The sequence below is a fragment of the Streptomyces sp. NPDC088785 genome (genome assembly GCF_044750685.1).
GTDB lineage: Bacteria > Actinomycetota > Actinomycetes > Streptomycetales > Streptomycetaceae > Streptomyces.
Genome location: NZ_JBIVKH010000007.1, coordinates 86,886 through 112,163 on the forward strand (window position 1 = coordinate 86,886; position 25,278 = coordinate 112,163).

Annotated in this window: 25 protein-coding genes; 18 read left to right on the forward strand and 7 right to left on the reverse strand. The window is 73.9% G+C overall.

The window, feature by feature from the left end; genetic code table 11:
* Positions 1 to 2: 2 nt before the first annotated feature.
* Together ACIP5K_RS20830 and ACIP5K_RS20835 are read left to right on the forward strand one after the other, a co-directional pair.
* Complete coding sequence (locus ACIP5K_RS20830) at positions 3 to 785, forward strand: 3-oxoacyl-ACP reductase (protein WP_401411494.1); 783 nt, start codon at positions 3 to 5, stop codon at positions 783 to 785.
* Positions 786 to 818: 33 nt separating this feature from the next.
* Complete coding sequence (locus ACIP5K_RS20835; RefSeq protein ID WP_401411495.1) at positions 819 to 2,102, forward strand: haloacid dehalogenase-like hydrolase; 1,284 nt, start codon at positions 819 to 821, stop codon at positions 2,100 to 2,102.
* 45 nt (positions 2,103 to 2,147) lie between these two features.
* On the opposite strand, the gene ACIP5K_RS20840 is transcribed toward ACIP5K_RS20835, so the two are convergent.
* Entirely contained in the window at positions 2,148 to 3,350 is a 1,203-nt protein-coding gene (locus ACIP5K_RS20840) for an amino acid deaminase/aldolase (protein ID WP_401411497.1), read from the reverse strand.
* A gap of 253 nt (positions 3,351 to 3,603) precedes the next feature.
* On the opposite strand from ACIP5K_RS20840, the gene ACIP5K_RS20845 reads away from it, so the two are divergent.
* The gene (locus ACIP5K_RS20845) at positions 3,604 to 4,758 is read left to right on the forward strand and encodes a hypothetical protein (RefSeq protein WP_401411499.1); all 1,155 of its coding nucleotides are present in this window, start codon (positions 3,604 to 3,606) and stop codon (positions 4,756 to 4,758) included.
* Positions 4,755 to 5,912: a type VII secretion-associated serine protease mycosin gene (gene mycP / locus ACIP5K_RS20850; protein WP_401411500.1), complete on the forward strand. Its 1,158-nt coding sequence runs from the start codon at positions 4,755 to 4,757 to the stop codon at positions 5,910 to 5,912. Before ACIP5K_RS20845 ends, mycP begins: the two co-directional genes overlap by 4 nt.
* On the opposite strand, the gene ACIP5K_RS20855 is transcribed toward mycP, so the two are convergent.
* Positions 5,896 to 6,663, reverse strand: a complete 768-nt coding sequence (locus tag ACIP5K_RS20855) for a serine hydrolase (RefSeq protein WP_401411502.1) — start codon at positions 6,661 to 6,663, stop codon at positions 5,896 to 5,898. The genes mycP and ACIP5K_RS20855 overlap by 17 nt on opposite strands.
* A 148-nt stretch (positions 6,664 to 6,811) precedes the next feature.
* Between ACIP5K_RS20855 and ACIP5K_RS20860 the strand changes: the two genes are divergently transcribed.
* Positions 6,812 to 7,543 carry an SseB family protein gene (locus tag ACIP5K_RS20860; protein ID WP_401411503.1) on the forward strand — a complete coding sequence of 244 codons (732 nt, stop codon included), beginning with the start codon at positions 6,812 to 6,814 and terminating at the stop codon, positions 7,541 to 7,543.
* Between the two features lie 12 nt (positions 7,544 to 7,555).
* Here ACIP5K_RS20860 and ACIP5K_RS20865 read toward each other — a convergent pair whose 3' ends face one another.
* Positions 7,556 to 7,936, reverse strand: coding sequence for a DUF1844 domain-containing protein (locus ACIP5K_RS20865; protein ID WP_401411504.1), 381 nt, complete (start codon positions 7,934 to 7,936; stop codon positions 7,556 to 7,558).
* 337 nt (positions 7,937 to 8,273) lie between these two features.
* Between ACIP5K_RS20865 and infC the strand changes: the two genes are divergently transcribed.
* From infC to ACIP5K_RS20915, 10 genes are all read left to right on the forward strand, one after another.
* Positions 8,274 to 8,975 carry a translation initiation factor IF-3 gene (gene infC / locus ACIP5K_RS20870; RefSeq protein WP_401411855.1) on the forward strand — a complete coding sequence of 234 codons (702 nt, stop codon included), beginning with the start codon at positions 8,274 to 8,276 and terminating at the stop codon, positions 8,973 to 8,975.
* 124 nt (positions 8,976 to 9,099) lie between these two features.
* Complete coding sequence (rpmI, locus tag ACIP5K_RS20875) at positions 9,100 to 9,294, forward strand: 50S ribosomal protein L35 (RefSeq protein ID WP_003947156.1); 195 nt, start codon at positions 9,100 to 9,102, stop codon at positions 9,292 to 9,294.
* Positions 9,295 to 9,392: 98 nt separating this feature from the next.
* Complete coding sequence (gene rplT, locus ACIP5K_RS20880; RefSeq protein WP_189976603.1) at positions 9,393 to 9,779, forward strand: 50S ribosomal protein L20; 387 nt, start codon at positions 9,393 to 9,395, stop codon at positions 9,777 to 9,779.
* A 157-nt stretch (positions 9,780 to 9,936) separates the two neighbouring features.
* Positions 9,937 to 10,779, forward strand: a complete 843-nt coding sequence (locus ACIP5K_RS20885; protein WP_401411506.1) for a TrmH family RNA methyltransferase — start codon at positions 9,937 to 9,939, stop codon at positions 10,777 to 10,779.
* 48 nt (positions 10,780 to 10,827) lie between these two features.
* A complete protein-coding gene (locus ACIP5K_RS20890; protein WP_401411508.1) occupies positions 10,828 to 11,964 on the forward strand; it encodes an ATP-binding protein in 1,137 nt (378 codons plus the stop codon).
* Positions 11,965 to 12,104: 140 nt separating this feature from the next.
* Positions 12,105 to 13,241: a phenylalanine--tRNA ligase subunit alpha gene (gene pheS / locus ACIP5K_RS20895; RefSeq protein ID WP_401411510.1), complete on the forward strand. Its 1,137-nt coding sequence runs from the start codon at positions 12,105 to 12,107 to the stop codon at positions 13,239 to 13,241.
* A complete protein-coding gene (gene pheT / locus ACIP5K_RS20900) occupies positions 13,241 to 15,754 on the forward strand; it encodes a phenylalanine--tRNA ligase subunit beta (protein WP_401411512.1) in 2,514 nt (837 codons plus the stop codon). Before pheS ends, pheT begins: the two co-directional genes overlap by 1 nt.
* Before the next feature lie 256 nt (positions 15,755 to 16,010).
* A complete protein-coding gene (locus ACIP5K_RS20905) occupies positions 16,011 to 17,111 on the forward strand; it encodes a PP2C family protein-serine/threonine phosphatase (RefSeq protein WP_401411514.1) in 1,101 nt (366 codons plus the stop codon).
* Between the two features lie 256 nt (positions 17,112 to 17,367).
* On the forward strand, positions 17,368 to 18,708 hold the full coding sequence (locus tag ACIP5K_RS20910; RefSeq protein WP_401411516.1) for a transcriptional regulator: 1,341 nt from the start codon (positions 17,368 to 17,370) through the stop codon (positions 18,706 to 18,708).
* Between the two features lie 73 nt (positions 18,709 to 18,781).
* Entirely contained in the window at positions 18,782 to 19,312 is a 531-nt protein-coding gene (locus tag ACIP5K_RS20915; protein WP_401411517.1) for an NUDIX hydrolase, read from the forward strand.
* 24 nt (positions 19,313 to 19,336) lie between these two features.
* Here the strand turns inward: ACIP5K_RS20915 and ACIP5K_RS20920 are convergent, their stop codons facing one another.
* Positions 19,337 to 19,594 (reverse strand): hypothetical protein, encoded by a 258-nt coding sequence (locus ACIP5K_RS20920; RefSeq protein WP_401411519.1) that lies wholly within the window; start codon positions 19,592 to 19,594, stop codon positions 19,337 to 19,339.
* Positions 19,595 to 19,794: 200 nt separating this feature from the next.
* The gene (locus tag ACIP5K_RS20925; RefSeq protein WP_401411521.1) at positions 19,795 to 20,655 is read right to left on the reverse strand and encodes a 3-hydroxybutyryl-CoA dehydrogenase; all 861 of its coding nucleotides are present in this window, start codon (positions 20,653 to 20,655) and stop codon (positions 19,795 to 19,797) included.
* A gap of 186 nt (positions 20,656 to 20,841) precedes the next feature.
* Here ACIP5K_RS20925 and ACIP5K_RS20930 point away from each other — a divergent pair, with 186 nt between their 5' ends.
* Positions 20,842 to 22,086 carry a glycoside hydrolase family 10 protein gene (locus ACIP5K_RS20930; RefSeq protein WP_401411523.1) on the forward strand — a complete coding sequence of 415 codons (1,245 nt, stop codon included), beginning with the start codon at positions 20,842 to 20,844 and terminating at the stop codon, positions 22,084 to 22,086.
* Here ACIP5K_RS20930 and ACIP5K_RS20935 read toward each other — a convergent pair.
* On the reverse strand, positions 22,070 to 22,267 hold the full coding sequence (locus ACIP5K_RS20935; protein ID WP_401411525.1) for a DUF1918 domain-containing protein: 198 nt from the start codon (positions 22,265 to 22,267) through the stop codon (positions 22,070 to 22,072). The two genes, ACIP5K_RS20930 and ACIP5K_RS20935, sit on opposite strands and share 17 nt — an antisense overlap.
* An 80-nt stretch (positions 22,268 to 22,347) precedes the next feature.
* Positions 22,348 to 23,310, reverse strand: a complete 963-nt coding sequence (locus ACIP5K_RS20940) for a DMT family transporter (RefSeq protein ID WP_401411527.1) — start codon at positions 23,308 to 23,310, stop codon at positions 22,348 to 22,350.
* Between ACIP5K_RS20940 and ACIP5K_RS20945 the strand changes: the two genes are divergently transcribed.
* Positions 23,309 to 24,760, forward strand: coding sequence for a PLP-dependent aminotransferase family protein (locus ACIP5K_RS20945; RefSeq protein ID WP_401411529.1), 1,452 nt, complete (start codon positions 23,309 to 23,311; stop codon positions 24,758 to 24,760). The genes ACIP5K_RS20940 and ACIP5K_RS20945 overlap by 2 nt on opposite strands.
* Positions 24,761 to 24,778: 18 nt before the next feature.
* Entirely contained in the window at positions 24,779 to 25,243 is a 465-nt protein-coding gene (locus ACIP5K_RS20950) for a GNAT family N-acetyltransferase (RefSeq protein ID WP_401411531.1), read from the forward strand.
* Positions 25,244 to 25,278 lie beyond the last annotated feature (35 nt).

Below are 25,278 nucleotides of genomic sequence, written 5' to 3' on the forward strand. Positions count from 1 at the left end.
CCATGAGCGAAGACACCATCTGCCGCCGCCTCGTCGGCCGCACCGCCGTCATCACCGGCGCGGGCAGCGGCATCGGCCTCGCCACCGCCCGCCGGCTCGCCTCCGAGGGCGCGCACGTCGTCTGCGGCGACATCGACGAGAGCGCCGGGAAGAAGGCGGCCGAAGCCGTCGACGGCACCTTCGTACGCGTCGACGTGACCGACGCCGGACAGGTCGACGCCCTCTTCCGGACCGCGTTCGACACCTACGGCTCGGTCGACGTCGCCTTCAACAACGCGGGCATCTCCCCGCCCGACGACGACTCCATCCTCGACACCGGCCTGGAGGCGTGGAAGCGCGTCCAGGACGTCAACCTCACCTCCGTGTACCTGTGCTGCAAGGCCGCCATCCCCTACATGCGGCGCCAGGGCAGGGGCTCCATCATCAACACCGCGTCGTTCGTGGCCCGGATGGGCGCGGCCACCTCGCAGATCTCCTACACCGCGTCCAAGGGCGGGGTCCTCGCCATGTCCCGCGAACTCGGCGTGCAGTTCGCCCGCGAGGGCATCCGGGTCAACGCCCTGTGCCCGGGGCCGGTCGACACCCCGCTGCTGCGGGAGCTGTTCGCCAAGGACCCCGAGCGCGCCGCCCGCCGCCTGGTGCACATTCCGGTCGGCCGGTTCGCCGCCGCCGACGAGATCGCCGCCGCCGTCGCCTTCCTGGCCAGCGACGACGCCTCGTTCGTCAACGCCACCGACTTCCTGGTGGACGGCGGGATCTCGGGGGCCTACGTCACGCCTCTGTAGGGGAGCCGGGCGGGAGGTGTACCGTCCCGAGCCATGCGTAACAGGAATGTTGCCGCGTGGACCTCGGCCGTGGTCGCCGCTCTGGTGGCCACGGCTCTCGTCTCTCCTGCGGCCGCCGCCACGTCCGCTCCCCCCACCTCCGCCCGGTCCTGCCCCCGGCTCTCCGCGAAGCTGCCGTGGTACGGCGACAACCGGGCCCGGCTCCAGAGAACGATCGACGAACGCGGCACCTGCGGAGGCCACCGCGGCCCCCGCCCGGTCGCCGCGTTCGACTGGGACAACACCGTCGTCAAGAACGACGTCACCGACGCCACCCTCGCCTGGGCCCTCACCCACGACAGGATCCTGCGCCCCGCGAGCTGGAAGAGCACCAGCGCCTGGCTGACCGACGACGCCGACAGGGCGCTCACCGCCGCCTGCGGCACCGCCGTCCCCGCCGGGACCCCGCTGCCCACGTCCACCGACACCGACTGCACGGACGAGATCTTCAACATCCGCGAGTCCGGGACGACGATGAGCGGCGCCGCCGCCTTCGCGGGCGACTGGAACCACCGCCGCACCGTGCCCCAGTACGCCTGGGTGCCCCAGCTGTTCGCCGGCCACACCGTCCCCGAGCTGGAGTCCTATGCGGCCGCCGCCCGCAGGCAGGCGCTCGCCGCCCCCGTCGGCGCGACCCTGACCCTCGGCACCCACACCCTCCCCGCCTACGTCCGCTACTACGAGCAGCAGCGCGACCTCATCCGCACGCTCCGCCGGGCCGGGTTCGACGTCTACATCGTCTCCGCCGGCTCCGAGCCCGTCACCGAGGTCTGGTCACGGGGCGTCGGCATCGACCGCGCCCACACCATCGCCATCCGCTCGGTGCTCGACCGCCGGGGCCGCATCACGACGTACAACGAGGGCTGCGGCGGCACCGGCCGCACCCGGGGCGCGGCCATCCCCTACATCGACGGCAAGCGCTGCTGGATCAACCAGGACATCTACGGGATCCACGGCAGGGCCGCCTGGGAGAAGCAGCGCCCGGAGCGGCGCATCGCCCTCGGCGGCGGGGACGCCGACACCGACGTGACCTTCGTCGGCGACGCCACCGGCGCCCACCTCGTGCTCAACCGGAACAAGACCGAGATCATGTGCCGGGCCTACGACGACGCCGACGGACGCTGGGTCGCCAACCCCATGTTCATCGAGCCGCTGCCGCCGAGGACCGGCACGTACCCGTGCTCGACCGCCGCGTACAACAGGCCCCGGGGCGGCCTCGGCCCGCTCCTGCGCGCCGACGGCTCCGTCGTGCCCGACCAGGCGGACACCGTCCACTAGCCCGGAGCACCGGGGCCGCGGCGCACCCGCCGCGGCCCCGGCCGCTCACAGGAACGTGTAGCCCTCACCGCGATAGGTCGGCACCGTCTCGGTCACCGCGTCCCCGGACACCAGGTGCAGCACCTCGAACCGCTCGCACAGCTCCCCGGCCTTCGCGTGCCGGAACCACACCTTGTCGCCGATCAGCAGATCGTCGGCGGCGGCGCCGAGCAGCGGCGTCTGCACCTCGCCCGGTCCCTCCTGACCGTCGTAGCGCAGCCCCTCCGGCAGATACGGCACCGGCAGCCGGTCCGGGCCCGCCGCGCCCGACGCCGGATAGCCGCCGCCGAGCACGGTGACCACACCGACCCCGGGCCTGCGCACCACCGGCTGGGCGAACAGGGCCGCCGGACGCCCGCTGAACGACGTGTAGTTGTCGAAGAGCCGCGGCACGTACAGCCCCGACCCGGCCGCGATCTCGGTCACCGCGTCCTCGGCCGCCGTGTGCTGCACGCTGCCCGTGCCGCCCCCGTTCACGAACTCCAGGTCCGGCGCCACCGCCCGCACCGCCCGCACCACCTCGGCGCGGCGCGCCGCCAGCTCCCGGCGCGCGGCCGACTGCATCAGCCGGATCGCCCGGGACCGCACCGGCCGCCCCGCCACCGCGTCGCCGACCCCGGCCACATGCCCCTCGTACGCCATGATTCCCACCAGCCGGAACCCCGGCCGCCGGGCCACGACCCGTGCCAGATCGGCCAGTTGGGCCGGGGTGCGCAGTGGGGAGCGCAGCGCGCCGACCCGCACCCGCCCGCCCAGCATCCGCAGCGAGGTGTCGAGTTCGAGGCAGACCCGGATCTCCTCGGTGCCGCCGTCCCGGGCCTCGTCGATCAGCCGCAGCTGCGCCGGGTCGTCGACCATCACCGTCACCGCGGCGGCCAGCTTCGGGTCGTGCGCCAGCTCCGCGAACCCGGCGCGGTCCGCCGACGGATACGCGAGCAGCACGTCCTCGAAGCCCGACCGCGCCAGCCACACCGACTCGGCGAGCGTGAACGACATGAGGCCGGCGAACCCCTCGCGCGCCAGCACCCGTTCGAGCAGGGCGCGGCAGCGCACGGACTTGCTGGCCACCCGGATCGGCTTGCCCGCGGCGCGCCGCACGAGATCGGCGGCGTTCGCGTCGAAGGCGTCCAGGTCGACGATCGCCACGGGGGCGTCGAGATGAGCGGTGGCCCGGTCGAAGCGGGCGCGGTCGGCTGCACGGGGTGTCATGTCCGAAGCCTGCCAGACTCGATTACCGCAGGGTAGGGGGATGTTCCGGGCAGATCGGCCGGGTGTGCGGGCTGCGCTCCGTGCCGCCCGGCCGCGCCCGTTAGAGTGACGCGCACGCAGGCTGAGGAAACGGGGAGGCATGAGTACGGAAGCCCGACGCGTCCCGCCGCGCCCGTCAGAGCCCCCGCGCCCCCCGGTACCGCCGCGCCCCGCGCAGGCCACCGGCCCCCGACTCCCGCCCGAGGTACCCCCGTTGCCGCCGACCCCGCCACCCCCGGCCCCGTCGGCCCGCTTCCCCGACACCCCGCCGCCCGGCCCGCAGCCGTACCCCCCGGGCCCCGCCCGGGCCACCGGCACCACCGGCACCACCGTCCCCCAGGGCGTCCACGTCCCCCAGGGCGCCCCCGTGCACCCGGGCCCCCTGCCACCGGAGATCCCGGCCGCCCTCACCACCGAGACGACCACCCGCCTGCGCCGCGTCCCGCCCGCGCCCCCACGGCCCCCCGTCGCCCCGCCCCCGCCGCGCCGGCCCGTCGGCGCCGTCGACCTCACCCCCGTCCCGGGCACCGCCGGCCGGCCCTTCGTCCGGTTCGCGCCGCCCGAGCACTACGACGACCGCACCACGCGCCTGCGCCCCATCGGGGCCCGGCTCGCCCCGCGCCTCGCCGCGGCCGCCGCCTGCCTCGTGCTCGGCCTCGGCCTCCTCGGCGGCGCCGCCACCGGCTCCCTGCTCACCGGCGACGACGGCGAGGGCGCCGTCTCCGCGCACAGCGTCTACAACCGGGCCGGGGAGCTGTGGCACAGCATCCCCGTCGACCAGCTCTTCCCGCGCACCCTCCAGGGCGGGGGAGCGGGCCCCGGCGGCGCCGGCCGCACCTGGACCCGGATCGCCGTGGCCCCCGACAGCGGCTGCGCCACGGCCTTCGACCCGCTCCTGCACAAGGCCCTCGGCTCCGTCGGCTGCCTGCGCCTGCTGCGCGCCACCTACACCGACGCCACCCAGAGCAACGTCACCACGGTCGGCCTGCTCTTCACCCGGGCCGACGAGGAGGCCACCCAGGCGCTGCGCACCCGCTTCACCGACCAGGGCCTCGACCGCCGCGCCGACCTCATGCCGCGCCCGTACGCGGCCCCCGGCACCGTCGCAGCGGACTTCGGCGACGCCCAGCGCGCGTCCTGGACCCTCAACGTGCTGACCGACGCCCCGGTCGTGGTCTACGCGGTCTCCGGTTTCGCCGACGGCCGCGCCGTCTCCGACCCGCAGCCCGCCGCCGACGCCATGAAGACGGGCGCCACCACCGCCCCCGCCCAGGCGGGCCTGGGCAACGAGGCACAGGGCATCGCCGACCGGATAGAACGCGGCCTGCGCAAAGCGGTCCGCAAGCAGTCCACGGAGCAGCCGTCATGAACCGCGCCCGCACCCTCGCCGCCCTCACGACGGCGGCGGCCCTCGCGCTGGTCCCCGCCGCCGCGCACGCCGACTCGGTCCGCGCCCAGCAGTGGGGCCTGAGCGCCCTGCACACCCAGGAGGTGTGGCGCACCACCCGCGGCAAGGGCATCACCGTCGCCGTCCTGGACACCGGCGTCGACGACCGGCACCCCGACCTCAAGGGCAACGTCACCACCGGCAAGGACCTCATCGGCTTCGGCGCGCGGCGCGGCGACCGCCCCTGGGCCCGCCACGGCACCGCCATCGCGGGCGTCATCGCGGGGCACGGCCACGGCAAGGACCACGGCGACGGCGTCATGGGCGTGGCGCCCGAGGCCACCATCCTGCCGGTCCGGGTGATCCTGGAGGACGGCGACCCGGACCGCGCCAAGGCCCGCGAGAGCCGCGGCGACGCCCTGGCCGACGGCATCCGCTGGGCCGCCGACCACGGCGCCGACGTCATCAACCTCTCGCTCGGCGACGACTCGTCCACCGCGCACGCCGAGGCGAGAGAGGACGACGCCATCCAGTACGCGCTGAAGAAGGGCGTCTCCGTCGTCGCCTCGGCGGGCAACGGCGGCGAGAAGGGCGACCACATCTCCTACCCGGCCGCCTACCCGGGCGTCATCAGCGCCACGGCCGTCGACGCGACCGGCTCCCGCGCCTCGTTCTCCACCCGCCGCTGGTACGCCACCGTCGCCGCGCCCGGCCGCAACATCGTCACCGCCGACCCCGACCGCAAGTACTACGCGGCCTGGGGCACCAGCGCCGCGTCGGCCTTCGTCTCCGGCGCCGTCGCGCTGATCCGCGCCGCGCACCCCGGCCTGAGCCCCGCCCAGATCAAGCAGCTCGTCGAGGACACCGCCCAGGACCCGCCCGCCGGCGGCCGCGACGACTCCCGCGGCTTCGGCATGATCGACCCCGCGGCGGCGATCACCGCGGCGCGCTCCCTGCGGCCTGAGGGGCTAAAGCCGGCCGCCTACGGCAAGCGGTACTTCGGGGCCGGCCCCACCGCCCCCGCCGACACCGGCCAGGCCACCTGGGTCGGTCTCGTCGCGGGCGGACTCGGCGTCGTCCTGCTGGGCGTCGCCGTCTACCTGTGGCGCGGCCACCGGCTCACGCGGCGTCGCTGAGCGCGGCCACGGCGGCCCGCGCCGCCGCCTCCACGAGCGCGATCCCGGCGTCCATGGTGGCGCTCCCGGCGGAGACCACGGCGATCAGGTACCGCTTCCCGCCGACGCCGACCCGCCCGACGCTGTTGACGACCCACAGCCCGGTGGTGCTCCGCCGCAGCCAGCCGTTCTTCAGCGCGGGCCCGGCGCCGCCCGCCGCCGAGACCCCCCAGCGCTGGCCGGCCTCGACGCCCGCCATCAGGCGCTGGACGTACGCGCGCGCGTCCGCGTCCAGCACCGGGTCGTCGTCGGTGCCGAACACCTGCCGGAGCAGCACGAGCTGATCGGCCGCCGTGGTCCGGGTCAGCCCCCACAGCGGCCCGTCGCCGCCGCGGGTCCGGGTCAGGCCGAACCGTTCGTTGGCGGCGTCGAGTCCGTCCGCCCCGCCGATCGTGTCCCACAGCGCGCTGGCCGCCGGGTTGTCGCTGCGCCGGATCATCGCGGCCGCGCGCGTCCGCTCCCGGTCCGTCAGCGCCCGCCCGCCGTCCTGCGCCCGGAGCAGCAGCGCGGCCAGCACGTCGACCTTCACGATGCTCGCGGTGTCGTAGGCCGCGCCGTCGTCGGTGGCGTACGCGGCACCGGTCCCCGCCGACACGTCGAGGGCGGCGACGGAGAAGGACCCGGCCAGGCCGCGCACGGCGTCGGCGAGCCGGGCGTCCCGGTCGACGGCGGGCACTGCGGGCACGGCGGGCACGGCGGAGGACGACGACACGGAGGAACCCCTTTCGGCGGCGGACGGCTGCGCGACCGGCGCGCCCGCGTCGTGCGTCCGCGCCGTCCCGTGGACGGTAGTGGCGGCGAGGCCGCTCGGGAGTGCCCTGTGCGCACCCCGGGCCGGGGCCTCGGTAGGGTCGGTCGACGTGGCGAACAAGAACATTCCCGACCCCGGCTTCTCCGACGACGACGGCTCGGCGGACCCCCGCCTGACCGAGGCGCTGGCCGCCTGGGCGCAGGACAGGACCGCCCACGGCCCGGTTCTCGCGGCCCTGCGGGGCGCCCGGCTCCTGGTGCCGGTGGTCGCGGTCCTCGGCGAGGTCGAGGAGGACGAGAACGGCCTGCGCCGCGAGAAGACCAGCGACATGGCGGTGCCGACCCTGAGGGCGGGCGCCCGCACCGCGCTCCCCGCCTTCACCTCCACCGCGTCCCTCGCGCTGTGGGACCCCGCGGCCCGGCCGGTCGCCGTGCCCCTGCACCAGGCGCTCCAGGCCGCCGCCCACGAGAAGGCCGACACGGTCGTCCTCGACCTCGCGGGCCCGGTGCCCTACGAGCTGACCGGCGCCGCCCTGTACGCGCTCGCCGAGGGCCGCACGAGCGTGGATCCGCTGGCCGACCCGGCCGTCCGGGACGCGGTGCGCGCGGTGGTCGCAGCGCGGCCGGAGGTGGCCCGCGCCCACCTCGGCCCCGGGCCGGCGGACGGCACGCTGGCCCTGGTCCTGGACCCGGACGTCGACGTGCAGGACGCGGCGCGGGCGGTGGCCGGCGCGCTCGCCGCCGACGAGACGCTGCGGGCCCGCCTCACGAAGGGCCTCGACCTGGCACTGCTGCCGGCCGGGGCGTCCCTCGCGGGCGAGCCCTTGTACGTACGTGCGTGACGGAGCCGGGCCCTAGCCGTAGACGGCGCCCGTGTACTTCTCGCCGGGGCCCTGACCGGGCTCGTCCGGCACGATCGACGCCTCGCGGAACGCCAGCTGGAGCGACTTCAGGCCGTCCCGCAGCGGTGCCGCGTGGAAGGACGAGATCTCGGTCGCGCTGCCGTCGAGGAGCCCGGCGAGGGCGTGGATCAGCTTGCGCGCCTCGTCCAGGTCCTTGTGGGCGTCGCCCTCCTCGGTGAGGCCCAGCTTCACCGCCGCGGCGCTCATCAGGTTGACCGCCACCGTCACGATGACCTCGACGGCGGGCACCTCGGCGATGTCGCGGGTCAGCGCGTCGTAGTCGGGGGTCTCGGGGGAATCGGCCGGAAGGGCCGCGGGGATGGCGTCACTCATGGGCCCCACGATAAGCCGCCGCCCACTCGGTTGGGCGCACCCCCCAAGAGCTGCTAACCTTGTGTAACGACCGGCCGGACACCTGCGTGCTCCGGCCCACAAGTGGAGGCTCCGATCTCCCACCTGGCTGCCCGTACAGGGCGGCGGGTCACCGGTCAGGCGGTCCCCATCGTTCCGTACGGACGATGGAACCGTCGGACAGCGCGCCCCGCGGTTCACCGTGGCGGTGCTCCGGTAGTTCTTGGAGCCCCCCGTGTGTACCGTCCGGGGCATTTTTTGTGCTTCGGCGCGGTTGGTACTACGTAACAGACGTTACGCGGCGGTCCGCCAGGCCGTCGTGTGGTGCTACCGAGGAGGATCCATCAGCGCCGAGCCCCGCATCAACGACCGGATTCGCGTTCCCGAAGTGCGACTTGTCGGTCCCAGCGGCGAGCAGGTCGGGATTGTTCCGCTTGCCAAGGCCCTTGAGCTTGCTCAGGAGTACGACCTCGACCTGGTCGAGGTGGCGGCGACAGCCCGTCCGCCCGTCTGCAAGCTCATGGACTACGGGAAGTTCAAGTACGAGTCGGCCATGAAGGCCCGTGAGGCGCGCAAGAACCAGGCGCACACGGTCATCAAGGAGATGAAGCTCCGGCCGAAGATCGACCCGCACGACTATGACACCAAGAAGGGTCACGTCGTCCGGTTCCTCAAGCAGGGTGACAAGGTCAAGATCACGATCATGTTCCGTGGTCGTGAGCAGTCCCGGCCGGAGCTCGGCTACCGACTGCTCCAGCGCCTTGCGAACGACGTCGAGGACCTCGGTTTCGTCGAGTCGAACCCGAAGCAGGACGGCCGGAACATGATCATGGTTCTCGGTCCGCACAAGAAGAAGACCGAGGCCATGGCCGAGGCCCGCGAGGCGCAGGCCGCCCGCAAGGCCGACGCGAAGGCCAACCCCGGCAAGTCGCAGAACGCTGCCGAGGACCAGGCTTCCGAGGAAGTGGACGTGGTCGAGGCCGAGGCCGAGGCCCCCGCCGAGGCTCCGGCCGAGGCATGATCCGCCGGCACACAGCCTGTGTGCCGTGGATACCGAACCGACACAACTGACGTTCCCTCGCGGCCGGTCCGCGCCCATGGCACGGACCGGCCGGGAACGCCACTGACGAGGAGAGAACGGCGCTATGCCGAAGAACAAGTCGCACAGCGGTGCCAGCAAGCGCTTCAAGATCACCGGCTCCGGCAAGGTGCTCCGTGAGCGTGCCGGCAAGCGCCACCTGCTCGAGCACAAGTCGTCGCGCCTGACGCGCCGCCTCACCGGCAACGCCGAGATGGCCCCGGGCGACGCCAAGAAGATCAAGAAGCTTCTCGGCAAGTGATGCCGGGGTGCCCCGCACCCTGAGCATCGACCGACCGGGACCTATTCGAATTCGGGCCGGGTGACGACAACCCCGGCCCCGCTACAAGGAGTTACAAAGTGGCACGCGTCAAGCGCGCGGTAAACGCGCACAAGAAGCGTCGGGCGATCCTCGAGCAGGCCAGCGGCTACCGCGGTCAGCGTTCGCGTCTGTACCGCAAGGCCAAGGAGCAGGTCACCCACTCCCTGGTCTACAACTACAACGACCGCAAGAAGCGCAAGGGCGACTTCCGTCAGCTGTGGATCCAGCGCATCAACGCCGCTGCCCGCCAGAACGGCATGACGTACAACCGCCTCATCCAGGGTCTGAAGGCCGCCAACATCGAGGTGGACCGCAAGATCCTCGCCGAGCTGGCCGTCAACGACAGCAACGCGTTCGCCGCGCTGGTCGAGGTCGCGCAGAAGGCCCTCCCGGCCGACGTCAACGCGCCCAAGGCTGCTGCCTGACGTCCGGGTCGAGCCGTGCTTCGGACCCGCAGGCCGGTCGGCCTGCGGGTCCGCTTGCGTTCACCGTCGTCCCCCGTGTGCCGTGTGCGAGTCGGCTGTGGCTGGTCGCGCAGTTCCCCGCGCCCCTGAAGGGGCGCCTCCTCCCCAGGTGAGTCCCATGGTTGCTGCCCCCGAGCTGATCTCCCCCAAGTCGTCCCGGGTCGTCGCCGCGCGACGGCTCGGCAGGCGCAACTTCCGGGGCAAGGAGCGGCTGTTCCTCGCCGAGGGGCCGCAGGCCGTACGGGAGGCGGCCGCGCACGGCGGACTCGTGGAGATGTTCGCGACCGTCGAGGCCGCGGAGCGCTACGCCGACCTCGTGGGGGAGGCCCGGCGGACCGGCGCCCGGGTGCACCTCGCCGACGAGAGCGTCATCGCCGACATCTCGACGACCGTCACCCCCCAGGGCCTCGTCGGCGTCTGCCGCTTCCTGGACACCCCCTTCGAGGAGATCCTCGCGGCCCGGCCCCGGCTGGTCGCCGTACTGGCCCACGTGCGCGACCCCGGCAACGCCGGCACCGTGCTGCGCTGCGCCGACGCGGCGGGCGCCGAGGCCGTCGTCCTCACCGACGCCTCCGTCGACCTGTACAACCCCAAGGCCGTCCGGGCCTCCGTGGGCTCCCTGTTCCATCTGCCGGTCGCCGTGGGCGTCCCCGTCGAGCAGGCCGTCGCCGGGCTCAAGGCCGCCGGCGTGCGCATCCTCGCCGCCGACGGCGCGGGCGGGGACGACCTCGACGACGAGCTGGACCGGGGCACCATGGGCACCCCGACCGCGTGGGTCTTCGGCAACGAGGCGTGGGGGCTGCCCGAGGAGACCCGGGCGCTCGCCGACGCCGTCGTGCGCGTCCCCATCCACGGCAAGGCCGAGAGCCTCAACCTCGCGACGGCCGCCGCCGTGTGCCTGTACGCCTCCGCCCGTGCACAGCGCGCCTCCGGAGGGTGCCGTTCCGTCACGGTCAGCTAGTAGGGTGACCACCTCGGGTCCACGGGCCGAGAGGTGGGATACGGGGAGATGAGCGTCGTCGGCACGAGCGGCTCGCCAGCAGCACGGGGACGGTGGGGTCCGGCCGCGCCCCGGAGCGGCCCGGACGACTCCGCCGGTCCCGGCGGACTCGGCGCGCACCCCGACGACCTGCCCGACGGACTCGTCGTCGCCGACGAGAGCGGCCACGTCGTCTGCTTCAACGCCGCGGCGGAGCGGATCACCGCCGTCTCCCGGGACCAGGCGATCGGCGTCCCGCTGGAGCGCGCGCTGCCCCTGGAGGACCTGGAGGGCCGGCGCTGGTGGCAGCTGACCGACCCCTACGGCGGCCTCGCCACCCGGATCGGCCAGCCCGAGCGCAATCTGCTGCTCCCCGGCGGCCGGGAGGTCCTGGTCACCGCGCGCTACGTACGCAGCGCGCCCACCGGACCCGTGCGCCGCGTCGTCGTCTCCCTCCGGGACACCGAGGCCCGGCGCCGCACCGAGCGCAGCCACGCCGAGCTGATCGCCACCGTCGCGCACGAGCTGCGCTCGCCGCTGACCTCCGTCAAGGGATTCACCGCCACCCTCCTCGCGAAGTGGGAGCGGTTCACCGACGAGCAGAAGCGGCTGATGCTGGAGACCGTCGACGCCGACGCGAACCGGGTGACGCGGCTGATCGCCGAACTCCTCGACATCTCCCGCATCGACTCCGGGCGGCTGGAGGTGCGCCGCCAGCCCGTCGACATCGCCGCCGCCGTCTCCCGGCACATCCAGGCCCACGTCGCCGCCGGTCAGGCGGCCGACCGGTTCCTGCTGCGGGTCACCCAGCCGCTGCCCGCCCTGTGGGCGGACCCGGACAAGGTCGACCAGGTGCTGAGCAACCTGCTGGAAAATGCGGTGCGGCACGGCGAGGGAACCGTCACCATCGACATCGAGCCCGCCCCCGCGGGCACCTCGGTCACCGTGAGCGACGAGGGCCCCGGCATCCCGGAGGAATCCATGAACCGCGTCTTCACCCGCTTCTGGCGGGGCAGCAAGCGCGGCGGCACCGGCCTCGGGCTCTACATCGTCAAGGGCATCGTCGAGGTCCACGGCGGGACCATCACCGTGGGCCGGGCGCCCGGTGGCGGCGCCCGGTTCCGATTTACGCTGCCCGTGGCGACCCCCGCGTATCTCACCAGCTGAGCACCGGGCCACCACGGGCGCATGCGTGCACCTCACCCCCGTTAGACTCGTCCTTTGGCACGTTTGCGTCCCTGCCACGAGACGGCCGTCGAACGCGTCTGCGGGACCCATCAGCCATCCGATCGGAAGCACGGGAAGAGATGTCGGCACCGAACAAGTCGTACGACCCTGTCGAGGTAGAGGCACTGAAACCGGAGGAGATCGAGCGCGTCCGCGACGAGGCGCTCGCCGCCTTCGCCGCCGCGGACTCGCTCGAAGCGCTCCAGGAGGCCAAGGTCGCGCACGCCGGCGGCACGTCGCCGCTGTCGCTCGCGAACCGGGAGATCGGCGCGCTGCCCCCGCAGGCCAAGGCCGCGGCCGGAAAGCTCGTCGGCCAGGCCCGCGCCGCCGTCGGCCGGGGCCTCGCCGCCCGTCAGGAGGAGCTGGAGGCCGAGCGCGACGCGCGCGTCCTGGTCGAGGAGGCCGTGGACGTCACGCTGCCCTACGACCGCACGCCCGCCGGTGCCCGCCACCCGCTGACGACCATGATGGAGCGCGTCGCGGACGTCTTCGTCTCCATGGGGTACGAGATCGCCGAGGGCCCCGAGGTCGAGGCCGAGTGGTTCAACTTCGACGCCCTGAACTTCACGCCGGACCACCCGGCGCGGCAGATGCAGGACACCTTCTTCGTCGCCGGGCCCGAGGGCCGCGAGGCGACCGTCGGCGACGAGTCCGGCGTCGTGCTGCGCACCCACACCTCCCCGGTGCAGGCCCGCTCGCTGCTCGACCGGGAGCCGCCCGTCTACGTCGTCTGCCCCGGCCGCGTCTACCGCACCGACGAGCTGGACGCCACGCACACCCCGGTCTTCCACCAGATCGAGCTGCTCGCCGTGGACGAGGGCCTCACCATGGCCGACCTCAAGGGCACCCTGGACCACATGGTCCAGGCGCTCTTCGGTGACGGCATGAAGACCCGGCTGCGGCCGAACTACTTCCCGTTCACCGAGCCGTCCGCCGAGATGGACATGGTCTGCTACGTGTGCCGCGGTGAGTCCGTCGGCAACCCGGACCGGCCGTGCCGCACCTGCGGCAGCGAGGGCTGGATCGAGCTGGGCGGCTGCGGCATGGTCAACCCGCGCGTGCTGACCGCGTGCGGCGTCGACCCCGAGAAGTACAGCGGATTCGCCTTCGGGTTCGGCATCGAGCGAATGCTGATGTTCCGCCACAACGTCGAAGACATGCGAGACATGGTCGAGGGTGACATCCGGTTCACCCGGCCGTTCGGGATGGAGATCTGATGCGGGTCCCGCTTTCCTGGCTGCGGGAGTACGTCGATCTCCCCGCCACCGAGACCGGCCGTGACGTGCAGGCCAAGCTGGTCGGCGTCGGGCTCGAGGTCGAGACCGTCGAGCAGCTCGGCGCCGACCTCAAGGGCCCCCTCGTCGTCGGCCGGGTGCTGACCATCGAGGAGTTGGAGGGCTTCAAGAAGCCGATCCGGTTCTGCACCGTCGACGTCGGCACGGCCAACGGCACGGGCGAGCCGCAGGAGATCGTCTGCGGCGCCCGGAACTTCGCGGTCGGCGACAAGGTCGTCGTCGTGCTGCCCGGCGCCGAGCTGCCCGGCGGCTTCGCGATCGCCGCGCGCAAGACGTACGGCAAGACCTCGCACGGCATGATCTGCTCCACCGACGAGCTGGGCATGGGCGACGACGGCACGCACGGCATCATCGTGCTGCCGCCGGAGCACGAGGCCGGCACCGACGCCGTCCAGCTCCTGGAGCTGGTGGACGAGGTCCTGGACATCGCCGTCACGCCCGACCGCGGCTACTGCCTGTCGATGCGCGGCATCGCCCGCGAGGTCGCCACCGCGTACGGCCTGCCGCTGCGCGACCCGGCCCTCCTCGACGTGCCCGCGCCCAACGCGCACGGCTACCCCGTCCAGGTCGCCGACCCGATCGCCTGCGACCGCTTCACCGCGCGCACCGTGACCGGCCTGAGCCCCGAGGCCCGCTCGCCGATCTGGCTCCAGCGCCGCCTCCAGAAGGCCGGCATGCGCCCGATCTCGCTCGCCGTCGACGTCACGAACTACGTGATGCTGGAGCTCGGCCAGCCGCTGCACGCGTACGACCGTTCCCTCGTCCAGGGCGCGATCGGCGTGCGCCGCGCGGAGCAGGGCGAGAAGCTCACCACCCTCGACGGCGTCAAGCGCACGCTGGACGCCGAGGACCTGGTCATCACCGACGACCGCGGCCCCATCGGCCTCGCCGGTGTCATGGGCGGCGCCAACACGGAGATCGCCGACCACGCCGAGAGCGCCGGGACCACCGACGTCGTCATCGAGGCCGCGCACTTCGACGCCATCACCATCGCCCGCGCCGCGCGCCGGCACCGGCTGTCCTCCGAGGCGGCCAAGCGCTTCGAGCGCGGCGTCGACCCGCAGGCGGCCTCGGCCGCGGCCCAGCGCGTCGTCGACCTGCTGGTGCTGCTCGCCGGCGGCACGGCCGAGGAGGGCGTCACCGAGGTCATCTCCCCGGGCGCCCCGCACACCCTCACGATCCCGGCCGACCACCCGGACAAGGTCGCGGGGGTGGCCTACGGCCGGGAGACCGTCGTGCGCCGCCTCCAGCAGGTCGGCTGCGACGTCTACGGGCAGGACGAGCTGGTCGTGTCGGTGCCGTCCTGGCGCCCCGACCTGACCGACCCCAACGACCTCGCCGAGGAGGTCATCCGGCTCGAGGGCTACGAGAACCTGCCCTCGACCCTGCCCAAGCCCCCGGCCGGCCAGGGCCTGACCGAGCGCCAGCGGGTGCACCGCCGCGTCGGCCGCGCGCTCGCCGGCGCCGGCTATGTCGAGGCCCTGAACTACCCGTTCATCGGGCAGGCCGTCCTCGACCAGCTGGGCCTGGCCGCCGACGACCCGCGCCGCACCACCGTCGAGCTGGTCAACCCGCTCTCCGACGAGGAGCCCTCGCTCCGGACGACGCTGCTGCCGGGCCTGCTCGGCGCGCTGCGCCGCAACGACGGCCGCGGCAGCCACGACCTGGCGCTCTTCGAGACCGGCCTGGTCTTCCGGCCGACCGGCGACGAGCACAAGGCCGACCGGCTGCCCGTCGACCGCCGTCCCACGGCCGCGGAGGTCGCCGAGCTGACCAGCGCCCTGCCGGCCCAGCCGCGCCGCGTCGCCGTCGTCCTCGCGGGCGCCCGCGAGCAGGCCGGCTGGTGGGGCAAGGGCCACCCGTCGACCTGGGCCGACGCCGTCGAGGCCGCCCGGATCGTCGCGCGGGAGGCGAACGTCGCGCTCGCCGTCGACCAGGACCAGCACGAGCCGTGGCACCCGGGCCGCTGCGCCGGGCTTTACGTGGTCATCGACGGGGTGAAGACCCTCGTGGGCCACGCCGGTGAGCTGCACCCGCGCGCCGTGAAGGCGCTCGGCCTGCCGGCCCGCACCAGCGCGATGGAGCTGGACCTGGACCTGCTGGAGCGGGCGAGCGACGGAGCCGTCGAGGCGCCGCGCATCTCCACCTTCCCGGTGGCCACCCAGGACGTCGCGCTCGTCGTCGACAAGGACGTCCCGGCCGCCGCCGTGGAGCACCACCTGCGCGGCGGCGCCGGTGACCTCCTGGAGGGCATCCGCCTGTTCGACGTGTACGAGAACGCGGAGCAGCTCGGCGAGGGCAAGAAGTCCCTCGCGTACGCGCTGCGCTTCCGCGCCGGCGACCGCACCCTGACGGTCGAGGAGGCCAGCGCCGCCCGCGACGCCGCGGTCGCCCGGGCCGCCGAGAACACGGGCGCGGTGCTGCGCGGCGCCTAGGCCGGACCGGCGGTACGCGCGAGGGGCCCACCCGGGACACCGGGTGGGCCCCTCACTCGTTCGGGTGAGGATTCGCGGCGATCCCGCCCGGGCGCGGCGGCGGGTCGCAAGAATCGTTGCGGCCGCCGGTCCGACCGGTGAGCCCGCTGCACAGGGCCGGGGTCGTGTCCACAAAGTCCCGTCGTCCACCCGGAGGGCGGGCCGGGCGTCACTCGGCAGACGGGACTTCGCGGACACGACCTAAGGGGCCGTCGGCATGATCCGTTCCGAGACCAGAGCGCCCGTCCGAGTCTTCCCCGCCACCGACCAGCCCCGACGGTTCCGCCGCGTCCTGCGTCTCGGGCTGCCCACCGTCTGGGGCGCCGTCGCCGTCACGTACAAGCTCACCTGCCCGCTCGCCCAGCAGCCCGGCCTCGGCGCCCGGATCGTGACCAGCGCGGTCTTCTTCGCCGTGGGCACCGGGCTGATACTCCACGCCCGCCACGGCCTGCTGCGCGAGCTGCGCCGGACCCGGGCGGTCGCCGGCGCCGCCCAGTCCGTGCTGCTGCCCCCGCTGCCGCCGCGGATCGACGGGCTCGCACTCGCCGCCGGCCGGCTCTCCGCGGACCGGGGGGCCACCGTCGGCGGTGACCTGTACGACGTCGTGGCCACCGACCACGGCGTGCGGATCGTCATGGGCGACGTCCGCGGGCACGGGCTCGCCGCGCTCGCCACCGTCGCCGCCGTCCTCGGCAGCTTCCGCGAGGCCGCCCACGACGAGGCCGCACTCGGCGGCGTGCTGCGCAGGCTGGAGCGCGCCCACGCCCGGCACCTGCGGCTGCGCTCGCGCGCGGAGCATCCGGCCGCCGGGGGCGTCGCGCCCGAGCACCCGGTCGCCGAGGAGTTCGTGACCGTCCTGCTCCTGGAGATCGCGCGGGACGGCGCCGTGCACGCGCTCAACTGCGGCCACCCGTGGCCGTACCTGCTGCGCCCGGGCGCGGTGCGCCGGGCCGAGCAGCTGGCCGGCGGCGATCCGCTGCCGCCGCTCGGGGTCCTGCCGCTGCCGTCCGAGCCGGTGCCGGTGCGGTGCGGGCGGATGCTGCCGGGGGAGGGCCTGCTGCTGTACACCGACGGCATCGAGGACGCCCGCGACGCGCGGGGCCGGTTCTTCCCGTTCCAGGAGGCGCTCACCGCGGCGCTGCGGGACCGCACCGTCGCGCCGGCCGCCGTGGTGCGGGCCGTGTACGCCCGCCTGCTGCGGCACATCGGGGGCCCGCCCGGCGACGACGCGGCGCTGCTGGTGCTGCGCAACGACCGCGGGCGCGTGCCGGTCCAGCACGGGGACCCCCTGGGGCGCACCGTGCACACGGTCCTGTGACACCACCGCCTCCCGGGCACGCCGGCCGCCCGCCGTGGACGGTCGGGCAGACGGCGGGCGGCCGGCACGGATTCGGGCCACCGCGCTGTACGAGGGGGAGCCGGCGGCCCGGCCGGCCTCTTGCGAGGCAGTTCAGTCAAGCGGGCGGAAAACGGTCGCAACAGAGTGCATCGGGGCCGGAGTTGGGCGTTCCGATCACACCCCGTGTGAAGCGGACTGCCTTAATCTGGAGGTACCGAGCCAACGGAGGGCATCCATGCAGCCCAACACCCTGCTCGACGCGATCCTCGACGAGGCCGGGGTCTCCCACGCGGGACTCGCCGCCCATGTGAACCAGGCGGGCAAGGCCCGCGGGCTCGCCCTGAGGTACGAACACACCGCCGTGGCACGGTGGTTGAAGGGGCAGCGGCCGCGCGGTCAGGTGCCCGATCTGATCTGCGAGGTGCTGGCCGCCCGCCTCCAGCGGCACGTCACCCTCGACGACATCGGCCTCGGCATCCCGGGCCGCCCGTCGGTCCCGCACAACGGCACCCTCTCCGGGTTCGTGGAGCGGGCCACGGCGCTGTGGCGCTCGGACCAGCAGCAGCGACGGCACATCCTGGACGCCCCCGCCGTCACCGGCACCCCGGCCGTGATGCCGGTGTGGGAGTGGGAGAACCCGCCGGAGGACACCGACGTCTCGCGCGGCGGCCGCCACCAGGTCAGCCCCGCCGACCTGGAGCTGATGCGCTCGGCCCGCACGCACTACGAGCAGATGTACCGCAAGGCGGGCGGCGTCGCGACGCGCATCCGCATCGTCGGCTTCCTCAACACCGAGGCGGCCCCGCTGCTGCGCGGCGGCTACGGCGACGAGACGGGGCGCGACCTGCACCGGGCCACCGGCGGCCTGGTGGCCATCGCCGGCATCTGCGCGTACGACTCCGACGCGCACGGCCTCGCCCAGCGCTACTTCCACCAGGCCCTGCGGCTCGCCAAGGCCAGCGGCGACCGCGGGCTCGGCGCGTACGTGATAGCGCTGCTGGTCAACCAGTCGCTGCACATGCGCGAGTACCGGCAGGCGGTCGCCTTCGCGGAGGCCGCGCTGCGCGCGGCGGGGCGGCACATCACCCCCGCCCTCGCCTCGGACCTCTACGCGATGCAGGCCAAGGCGTACGCCCACCTCGGAGACGGCACCAGCGCCCTGGAATGCATCCGGCGTGCCGAGTCCGCCGCCGACCGGATCCGGCGCGGCCACGAACCGGACGAGACGGGGTACGTCCAGCCGGGGTTCGTCAACGTGCAGGTGGCGGAAGCACTGTTGAGCCTCGGTGACTACGCCGGCGCGAAGGAGCACGCCACCGAGGCCGTGCACACGCCCGCGCACGACCGCGGCCGGGTCCACCGGCTCGCCGTCCTCAGCCAGATCCAGCTCCGGCAGGGGAACACGGAACAGGCCGTCGAGACCGCCGTGCAGATGGCCGAGGCCGCCCGGGGCATGGAGTCCCAGCGGCTGCGCGACAGGCTCCGGGCGGTCCGCGAACACCTGGTGCGCAGCGGCTGCGCCGGCACGGCGGAGGCCGCCGAACTCATCGACGGCGCGCTGCGCGTGCCGCTCTGAGCCCCTTTCGCGGGGCGCTCGACCACGCCACTGCTGCGATATTGCCATCAACTCGACGGAAGGTGGCAGAACCGTGCAGTGGACGAAACAGAACGAACAAACTGTGTATGAAAACCGGTGGTTCAGCGTCAACCTGGCGGATGTCGAACTACCGAACGGCGCGCACCTCGACCACTTCCTGATCCGGCTGCGCCCGGTGGCGGTGGCGACGGTGGTCAACGACGCGGACGAGGTCCTCCTGCTCTGGAGGCACCGCTTCATCACCGACAGCTGGGGCTGGGAACTGGCCGCGGGCGTCGTGGAGGACGGCGAGGACATCGCGTACGCGGCCGCCCGGGAACTGGAGGAGGAGACCGGCTGGCGGCCGGGACCGCTGCGGCACCTGATGAGCGTCGAACCGTGCAACGGTCTGACGGACGCCCGGCACCACATCTACTGGACCGACGAGGCTACGTACATCGGCCACCCCCAGGACGACTTCGAGTCGGACCGCAGGGAATGGGTCCCGCTCAAACTCGTCCCCGACATGCTCGCCCGAGGAGAGGTCCCGGCCGCCAACATGGCGGCCGCCCTGTTGTTCCTCCATCAACTCAGGCTCGGCTGAGATCTCCCGCTACTACGGCAGGCCTTAATGCCCGAGCGCCTGCCACACCGCGATGGCGAGGGCTCCGACCGCCGTCAGCGCGGCGACCGTGGGCAGGGGCCAGCGTGTGTGCTCCAACGCGGTGATCCGCGCGTTGAGGTCGTCCTGATCCTTGACGTTCTGATCGTCGCGGTGGGCCAGCAGGGCCAGTTCACCGTCGACGCGGGTCAGTCCGACTTCGAAGACGCGGCGTAACTCTGCGAATTCTTCGGAGACCACGGGATGCTCCGGGTCGGTGGTCACGGGTCCACTCCTTTCCGTAGTCGTCACATCCCTTTTTGTGCGCAACGGAAGTCAACTCGCCTGGTGGACGCGGCGGGAGCGTGTGCGATGGGCATATGCGAGTAGGGCGCACACACCCCGTGCGAAACCAACGGGCCCGGTGTTCCGAAGAACACCGGGCCCGCTGTTCGAATACGCTGAGTGATTCCGGCGCGGCGGAGCTACACGTAGGTGTAGAAGCCGGAGCCGGACTTGCGGCCCAGCCGGCCCGCGTCGACCATCCGCTGGAGCAGCGGGGGAGCGGCGTACAGCGGCTCCTTGTACTCGGCGTACATCGAGTCCGCGATCGAGGCGATGGTGTCGAGGCCGATCAGGTCCGACAGCTTGAGCGGGCCCATCGGGTGGGCGCAGCCCAGCTCCATGCCGTTGTCGATGTCCTCGCGGCTGGCGATGCCGGACTCGAACATCCGGATGGAGGAGAGCAGGTACGGCACGAGCAGCGCGTTCACCACGAAGCCCGAGCGGTCCTGGGCGCGGATCGCGTGCTTGCCGAGGATCTTCTCGACCAGCGACTGGGCGCGGCTGATCGTGCCCTCGGAGGTGGTCAGCGCCGGGATCAGCTCGACGAGCTTCTGCACCGGGGCCGGGTTGAAGAAGTGGATGCCGATGACGTGGTCCGGACGGGACGTCGCGACGGCCAGCTTCACCAGCGGGATGGAGGAGGTGTTCGAGGCGAGGATCGCGTCGGGGCGCGTCACGACCTGGTCGAGGACCTGGAAGATCTCCGTCTTGACCTGCTCGTTCTCCACGACGGCCTCGATGGTGAGGTCGCGGTCGGCGAACTCGCCCAGATCCGTGGTGAAGGTCAGCCGGGCCTGCGTCTCCGCCAGCTCCGTCTCGGTGATCTTGCCGCGCTCGGCCGCCTTCGCGAGGGAGTTGAGCAGCCGGGTGCGGCCGATCTCCAGGGCCTCGCCGGTGGTCTCCGCGACCATCACGTCGAGGCCGCTGCGGGCGCAGACCTCAGCGATGCCGGCGCCCATCTGGCCACAGCCCACCACTCCGACGCGTGTGATGTCAGTCAAGGCGTCCGTCACCTCGTGCCTTTCGATGATTCGTCCGGGTTCGCCCGGGGTTGCCGGGGCAGTGATCCGGACCCGTTCCCGGGATTCCGGCTCCGCACGTTACCCCGTGGTCACGTGAGGGGTGGAGTCCGAGTTAACGGCTGTTTATATAGGGACTCACAGTTGCACGGGAATTCGGGGGGATCCATGGGACGTATGTCACGCCGAGTCTTCACGCTGGGCGCCGCCCTCGCGCTGGCGGGCACGACGGCCGGGGACGCGGTGGCCGGGGACCCCGTGGGCGGGGTCCCCGTGCCGCGCCGCGGGCCCGCCCTGCGGGGGATGTGGCTGGCCACCGTCGCGGGCCGGGACTGGCCCTCGAAGCCGGGCCTCTCCGCCGCCGACCAGCGGGCCGAGCTCCTCGCCCACCTCGACACCGCCGTCGCCCGCCGGCTGAACGCGGTGATCTTCCAGGTGCGCCCGGCCGCCGACGCGCTGTGGCCGTCCCCGTACGAGCCGTGGTCGGAGGTGCTCACCGGCACCCAGGGCGAGGATCCGGGCTGGGACCCGCTGGGCACCGCCGTGACGGAGGCGCACCGGCGCGGCCTGGAGCTGCACGCCTGGTTCAACCCGTACCGCGTCGCCAACCACACCGACCCGTCCCGACTGGTGCCCACGCACCCGGCGCGGCGCCACCCGGACTGGACCGTGGCGTACGGCGGGAAGCTCTACTACAACCCCGGGCTGCCCGAGGTCCGCCGGTTCGTGCAGGACGCGATGATCGACGCGGTCGAGAAGTACGCCGTCGACGCCGTGCACTTCGACGACTACTTCTACCCCTATCCGGTGGCCGGGCAGACCTTCGACGACGACGCCGCGTTCGCCGCGCACGGCGGCGGCTTCGCCGACCGGGCGGCCTGGCGCCGCGACAACATCGACCGGCTCGTCCGGGAGACGGCGCGCCGCGTCGCGCGGGCGCGGCCCGGGGTGCGCTTCGGGATCAGCCCGTTCGCGGTGTGGCGCAACCGGTCGACGGACCCGCGCGGCTCGGACACCACGGCGGGCGTGCAGACCTACGACGACCTGCACGCCGACACCCGCAGATGGGTGCGCGAGGGGTGGATCGACTACGTGGTGCCGCAGGTGTACTGGAACATCGGCTTCGCCGCCGCGGACTACGCGAAGGTCGTGCCGTGGTGGGCCGACGTGGTGCGCGGGAGCGACGTGCGCCTCTACATCGGCGAGGCGCTGTACAAGGCGGGCGATCCCGCCCAGCCCGCCGCCTGGCAGGACCCGGCCGAGCTGTCCCGCCACCTCACCTTCGCCGACGCCCACCGCGAGGTGCGCGGGCACGTCTTCTTCTCCGCCACGGAGGTCCGGGAGGACCGGATCGGGGCGATGGCCCGGGTCGTCGCCGACCACTACCCCCGCCGGGTCAGTCCGGATTCGTGAGCGCGCGCCGCACCACCGCGTCCGGGCCCGGCGACAGGACGGCCTCGTGGCCGTCCTCGAAGCGGACCCGGAAGGGCGGCGAGCCGTCCGCCCCGAGCACCTCCACGATCCGGGCGACCCGGTCGCGCTGTCCGACGACCCGGCCGTGCACCAGGAGCTGGTCGCCTGCGGATGCGTACATCGGAAGTGCCCCCCTCGACGCCCGTGAGTGGAGGCAAGTCTACGGCGGGGCACGGGAGTCGGCCCCGCCGCGGAGCGTGGTCACCGGGAGCGCGCCCGCTGGGTGACGGCGATGCACACCAGGACCGCCGCGGCGGTGACCGGCGCCGCGACCGGCAGCGTCTCGCCGAGCAGCAGCACCGACCACACGAGCGTCAGCAGCGGCTGGGCGAGCTGGAGCTGACTGGCCCGGGGGATGCCGATGAGGCTCATGCCCCGGTACCAGAGAAGCAGGCCGAGGAAGGTCGAGACGGCCGCCACCCAGACCAGGCCGGTGACGGAGTGCGCGGTGAGGCGCACCGGCTCGGCCGCCAGGGCGATCCCCGCCCCGGCCGCGGTGACCGGCAGGCAGAGCACCAGCGCCCAGGCGATGACCTGCCAGCCCGGCATCACCGCGGCGAGCCGGCCGCCCTCGGTGTACCCGGCCGCGCAGACCAGCAGGGCGGCGAACAGATAGCCGTCCGCCCGGGTCAGGGCGCCGCCGCTCTGCTGCACGGTGAACGCGACCACCGCCGCCGCGCCCGCGCAGGCCGCCACCCAGAAGGCGCGCGGCGGCCGGGCCCCGGTGCGCAGCGCCGCGTACACGGCCGTGGTCAGCGGCAGCAGGCCGACCACCACGGCGGAGTGCGCGGTCGTCGCCGTGCGCAGGGCGAGCGTCGTGAGCAGCGGGAAGCCGAGCACGACACCGCCCGCGACGACCGCGAGCCCGGCCCGGTGGCGGCGCTCGGGCATCCGCACGCGCAGCGCGAGCAGCCCCGCGCCCGCGATCGCGGCCGCGAGCACACTGCGCAGGGCCACCAGCGACCACGGGCCGAAGCCTTCGAGGCCCCACGCGGTGGAGGGGAAGGTGAGCGAGAACGTGACGACGCCGAGCACGGCGAGGAGCGTGCCCCGCGCCCGGCCCGGACCGGCGGGCGACGGGGTCGGGGGATTTGCGGCGGCGGAGTCCTGCGGGGCGCCGACCGCTATCGCCCTCTGGTCAGTAGCGCTATTCTCAGCTCTCATGCAACACGGTAGCAGTGTCGAAGAGTTGGCGAAACGGTTGCGGAGCGAGCTGAACCGCTACTCGCAGGGCGAGAAGCTGCCGTCGAGCAGGGCCCTCGTGGAGCGGTTCCGGGTCAGTCCGGTGACGGTGTCCCGGGCCCTCGCCCAGCTCGCCGCCGAAGGGCTCGTCGTGACCCGGCCCGGCGCCGGCGCCTTCAAGGCCGCCGCCCGCGCCGCCGCGCCCGCCGGGGACACCTCCTGGCAGGAGGTCGCGCTCAGCGCCGAGGGCGCCGCCGAGGGCGTCCCGCGCACCGTCGACGCGTCCGGCGTCCTGGTCACGCTGGCCGCGCCACCGCCCGGCGTGATCGAGTTCAACGGCGGCTACCTGCACGAGGTGCTGCAACCGGGCGCCGCGCTGTCCGCCGCGCTCGCCCGCGCGGGCCGCCGCCCCGGCGCCTGGTCCCGCCCGCCCGTCGACGGACTGCCCGAACTGCGCGAGTGGTTCGCGCGCGGCATCGGCGGAGCCGTCACCGACGCCGAGGTCCTGATCACGTCCGGCGGGCAGGCGGCCCTGGTCACCGCGTTGCGCGCGCTGGCCCCGCCCGGCGCGCCGGTGCTGGTGGAATCGCCCACGTACCCCGGCATGCTGGCGATCGCCCGGGCGGCGGGGCTGCGGCCGGTGCCGGTCCCGGTCGATCGCGACGGGGTCCGCCCGGACCTCCTGGCGCAGGCGTTCGCGGCGTCCGGCGCCCGGCTCTTCGTCTGCCAGCCGCTCTTCCAGAACCCGACCGGCGCCGTGCTCGCCCCGGACCGCCGCCCCGAGGTGCTGCGGATCGCCCGCGCGGCCGGGGCCTTCGTCGTCGAGGACGACTTCGTGCGCCGCCTCGCCCACGAGGACGCCGGACCGCTGCCGGGGCCGCTCGCCGCCGACGACGCGGACGGGGTCGTCGTGCACGTCTCCTCCCTCACCAAGGCGACGTCCCCGAGCCTGCGCGTCGGGGCGCTCGCCGCGCGCGGCCCGGTCCTGGAGCGGCTGCGCGCCATCCAGATCGTCGACCACCTCTTCGTGCCGCGCCCGCTCCAGGAGGCCACCCTCGAACTCGTCGGCTCGCCGGCCTGGCCCCGCCATCTGCGCACGGTGGCCGTCGCGTTGCGGCGCCGCCGCGACCTGATGGCCGCCGCCGTCGCCGAGCGGCTGCCCCGGTTCGCGCTGCCGCACGTCCCGGCCGGCGGCTACCACCTGTGGGCGCGGCTGCCCGACGGCACCGACGAGCGCGGGCTGGTCGCGGCCGCGCTGCGGGCGGGCGTCGCCGTCGCGCCGGGGCGGCCCTATTTCGCGGCCGAACCACCCGCCCCCCACCTGCGGTTCGGCTTCGTGGCCGTGGCGGGCACCGCCGAGATCACGGAAGGGGTGCGGCGGCTCGCGACCGCCTGGGAGGCGTACGAATCCGATCGACCGGCACCCGCATGACGTGCGACGATCCCGCCCATGTCCACGACTTCCCCACCGACGGCACCGACTCCCGACGGGTACGAGATCTCCAGCGATCCCGCGCGCATCGACGCCGCCCGCGTCCACCACTGGCTGTCCACCGACGCGTACTGGGCCCTGGGCCGCACGCGCCGGACGCAGGACGGCGCGATCTCCGGCTCGCTCAACTTCGGTGCGTACGACAGCGCCACGGGGCAGCAGGCCGCCTACGCGCGCGTCGTGACGGACCACGCCACCTTCGCCTGGCTCTGCGACGTCTACGTGGACCGGCCGGCCCGCGGCAGGGGACTCGGTGCCGCCCTCGTCAGCGCAGCCCGCGAGCACCTGCGGCCGCTCGGCGTGCGCCGCATCCTGCTCGCCACCAGCGACGCGCACGGCGTGTACGCACAGGCCGGCTTCCAGCCGCTGCCGGTCCCGGACCAGTGGATGGTGCACTACTACGACCCGGCCGTACGCTCCTGACCGCACCGCCCGACGGGCGCCGGGGCGCCGGGCCG

What these genes read in the sequence shown, in the direction of transcription:
- ACIP5K_RS20830 (WP_401411494.1), top strand. Translation starts at nt 3, where the DNA reads ATGAGCGAAGACACCATCTGCCGCCGCCTCGTCGGCCGCACCGCCGTC.
- ACIP5K_RS20835 (WP_401411495.1), top strand. Translation starts at nt 819, where the DNA reads ATGCGTAACAGGAATGTTGCCGCGTGGACCTCGGCCGTGGTCGCCGCT.
- ACIP5K_RS20905 (WP_401411514.1), top strand. Translation starts at nt 16,011, where the DNA reads ATGATCCGTTCCGAGACCAGAGCGCCCGTCCGAGTCTTCCCCGCCACC.
- ACIP5K_RS20950 (WP_401411531.1), top strand. Translation starts at nt 24,779, where the DNA reads ATGTCCACGACTTCCCCACCGACGGCACCGACTCCCGACGGGTACGAG.
- ACIP5K_RS20885 (WP_401411506.1), top strand. Translation starts at nt 9,937, where the DNA reads ATGGTTGCTGCCCCCGAGCTGATCTCCCCCAAGTCGTCCCGGGTCGTC.
- ACIP5K_RS20910 (WP_401411516.1), top strand. Translation starts at nt 17,368, where the DNA reads ATGCAGCCCAACACCCTGCTCGACGCGATCCTCGACGAGGCCGGGGTC.
- ACIP5K_RS20840 (WP_401411497.1), bottom strand. Translation starts at nt 3,350, where the DNA reads ATGACACCCCGTGCAGCCGACCGCGCCCGCTTCGACCGGGCCACCGCT.
- ACIP5K_RS20935 (WP_401411525.1), bottom strand. Translation starts at nt 22,267, where the DNA reads ATGTACGCATCCGCAGGCGACCAGCTCCTGGTGCACGGCCGGGTCGTC.
- ACIP5K_RS20940 (WP_401411527.1), bottom strand. Translation starts at nt 23,310, where the DNA reads ATGAGAGCTGAGAATAGCGCTACTGACCAGAGGGCGATAGCGGTCGGC.
- ACIP5K_RS20890 (WP_401411508.1), top strand. Translation starts at nt 10,828, where the DNA reads ATGAGCGTCGTCGGCACGAGCGGCTCGCCAGCAGCACGGGGACGGTGG.
- ACIP5K_RS20865 (WP_401411504.1), bottom strand. Translation starts at nt 7,936, where the DNA reads ATGAGTGACGCCATCCCCGCGGCCCTTCCGGCCGATTCCCCCGAGACC.
- pheS (WP_401411510.1), top strand. Translation starts at nt 12,105, where the DNA reads ATGTCGGCACCGAACAAGTCGTACGACCCTGTCGAGGTAGAGGCACTG.
- ACIP5K_RS20945 (WP_401411529.1), top strand. Translation starts at nt 23,309, where the DNA reads ATGCAACACGGTAGCAGTGTCGAAGAGTTGGCGAAACGGTTGCGGAGC.
- rpmI (WP_003947156.1), top strand. Translation starts at nt 9,100, where the DNA reads ATGCCGAAGAACAAGTCGCACAGCGGTGCCAGCAAGCGCTTCAAGATC.
- pheT (WP_401411512.1), top strand. Translation starts at nt 13,241, where the DNA reads ATGCGGGTCCCGCTTTCCTGGCTGCGGGAGTACGTCGATCTCCCCGCC.
- mycP (WP_401411500.1), top strand. Translation starts at nt 4,755, where the DNA reads ATGAACCGCGCCCGCACCCTCGCCGCCCTCACGACGGCGGCGGCCCTC.
- ACIP5K_RS20930 (WP_401411523.1), top strand. Translation starts at nt 20,842, where the DNA reads ATGGGACGTATGTCACGCCGAGTCTTCACGCTGGGCGCCGCCCTCGCG.